At 71.3% G+C, this 2,894-nt stretch carries 1 protein-coding gene; it reads right to left on the bottom strand.

Annotation, left to right across the window (positions count from 1 at the left end):
• The coding region (locus AB0B96_RS40770; RefSeq protein WP_362907673.1) for a type I polyketide synthase at positions 1-2,894 on the bottom strand (2,894 nt) is incomplete at both ends.

The raw sequence follows: 2,894 nt of genomic DNA, 5'->3' as shown, positions 1-2,894 counted from the left end.
CGCGCCAGCACGGTCGGCGTCGGATAGTCGAACACCAACGTCGCCGGCAACCGCAGGCCGGTGGCGACATTCAGCCGGTTACGCAGATCCACCGCGGTGAGGGAGTCGAAGCCCAGCTCACGGAACTCCCGCCCAGGCTGAACCGCCTCCCCAGAAGCGTGCCCCAGCACCACCGCCGCCTGCGCCCGCACCAACTCCACCACCAGCCGAACCTGCTCGGCCTCACCCAACCCCGCCAACCGCCGCAACAACTCCGAATCCCCACCCGCGAGGACGGAAACCGCCGACCGACGGCCCGCACGAACCAGGCCACGCATCAGATGCGGCAGTTCGGCGAGTGTGCGCAGGACCGACAGTTCCAGCCGCGCCGCCACCACCGCCGCGTGATCCGACACCGCCGCCCGCTCGAACGCCGCGAGCCCTTGCTCGGCCGAGAGCGCCGGCATCCCCGCCCGCGCCATCCTGCGCAGATCGACAGCGCCCAGCGTGCCGGTCATCCCGGTCTCCTGCTCCCACAGGCCCCACGCCAGCGACAACCCCGCCAGCCCCTCGGCCCGGCGCTGCTGGGCCAGCGCGTCCAAGAACGCGTTCGCCGCCGCGTAGTTACCCTGACCCGCGTTGCCCATCACCCCCGCCATCGACGAGAACACCACGAACGCCGCGAGATCCGCGTCACGGGTGAGCTCGTGCAGATACCAGGCCGCATCCACCTTCGGCCGCAACACGCCGTCCAGCCGCTCGGCCGTCAGCGACGGAATCGTGCCGTCATCCAGCACACCCGCGGTGTGGATCACCGCGGTCAACGGATGCCCGGCGTCCACCTGCGCCAACAGTCCCGCCACCGCGTCCCGATCCGCCATGTCACAGGCCGCGATCGTGACCTCGACCCCGTGCGCGATCAGCTCCGCCTGCAGCTCCACCGCACCCGGAGCGTCCAGGCCCCGGCGGCTGGTCAGCAGCAGATGACGCACCCCACGCTCGGCCACCACATGCCGCGCGAACAACGCACCCAGACCACCGGTACCACCGGTGATCAGAACGGTTCCCTCCGGATCCCAGACCCGACCGACATCCTCACCGGAAACCTCGGCCGGAACCTCACCGGACACCACCCGCGCCAAACGCGGCACCAACACCCCACCCTCGCGCACCGCCACCTGAGGCTCACCCGAGACCAACACCCCCGGCAGCACACCGGGCAAGGACTCCTGTCCGTCCACGTCGACCAAGCCGAACCGGCCAGGGTTCTCCGACTGAGCGCTACGGATCAGACCTCGCGCCGCCGCAGCCGGCAGATCGGTGACCACCTCACCGTCGTCCGCCGCGACCGCGCCCCGGGTGACGAACACCAGCCGCGACTCGGCGAACCGCTCCTCGGCCAGCCACCGCTGCACCACATCCAGAACGTGAGCGGTGAGCGCATGCGCCGAATCCACCACCCCGACCGCCGGGTCGGAGACCACCTCGGCCAGCACCACCGCCGGCACCGGGCCCGCCTCGGCCAGCGACGACAGATCCGCGTGCACCGGAAGGCCACCCGGCTCCCCGTCCGCCCGCAGCGTGGAGGCGACACCCAACGTGTCCGGGCCGAGGATCCCCACCGACACCTCACCGGCCTCCGGCAAAGTGCCCGCGAGCCCCCACTCCACCCGGAACAACGCATCCTGGCTGACTCCGCGACCGTCGGAGACCCCCAGCTGCTTGGCCGGGACCGGCCGCAGCACCACCGACCGCGCCGACACCACCGGCGCACCCGTCACATCCGCCGCCAGCAGCGACACCGCATCCGTGTCTGTCCTGGCCAGCCGCACCCGCAGCACCGACGCCCCACCGGCGTGCAGGCACACCTGCTCCCACGAGGACGGCAACCGGCCACCCTCCACCGGCTCCAGCCCGGCGAAGGCCACCGCGTGCAGCGCCGCGTCCAGCAGAGCCGGGTGCACCCCGAACGAAGCGGCTCCACCGATCTGCTCGGGCAGCCTCACCTCGGCGAAGATCTCACCGTCGCGACGCCACGCCGCCCGCAACCCCTGGAACGCCGGACCATAGGCGAAACCGTCCTCGGCCAGCTCCTCGTACAAGCCGTCCAGCTCGATCTCGGTAGCGCCGACCGGCGGCCACGTCGCCGCGTCGAGCGGCACGACCTCGGAAGCACCGGTCGCCAACGTGCCGGTGGCGTGCCGCACCCACGGCACCTCCTCGGCCGCATCCGCCGAACGGGCGTAGACGCTCACACTCCGCCGACCGGTCTCCTCCGGCGCACCCACCGCGATCTGGACCACGACCGCGTCGTCCTCGCCCAGCACCAGCGGAGCATCCAGGATCAACTCCTCGACCACCTCGCAGCCGACCTGGTCACCGGCACGCACCGCCAGCTCCACGAACGCCGAACCGGGCACCAGCACCGAGCCCGCCACCACGTAGTCGGCCAGCCACTGCTGCGACGAGAGCGACAAGCGGCCCGTCAACAACACACCGTCGGAATCGGCCAGGCCCACCGCCGCGCCCAGCAACGGATGACCCGTAGCAGCCAGGCCCAGAACACGGGCATCACCGCTCTGCCGCGCGTTCGGCCAGAACCGCTGGTGCTGGAAGGCGTACGTCGGCAGATCCACCCGGCGACCGCCCGGCAACACCTGCAGCCAGTCGACCGTCACACCACGCACGAACAGCTCCGCCGCCGACGTCAGCACCCGCTCCAAGCCGCCCTCATCGCGGCGCAACGTGCCGGCGATCACGGTGGTGGCGTCGGTCTCGTCCACACACTCACCGATACCGACCGTCAGCACCGGATGCGGACTCACCTCGACGAACACCCGATACCGCTGCTCCAGCAACTGCCCGACCGCCGGAGCGAAGCCCACCGTGCGCCGCAGGTTCTCACACCAGTACCC

It is taken from the genome of Streptosporangium sp. NPDC049046, from assembly GCF_040649155.1.
GTDB lineage: Bacteria > Actinomycetota > Actinomycetes > Streptosporangiales > Streptosporangiaceae > Streptosporangium.
This window is presented reverse-complemented; position numbering and strand designations above follow the sequence as displayed.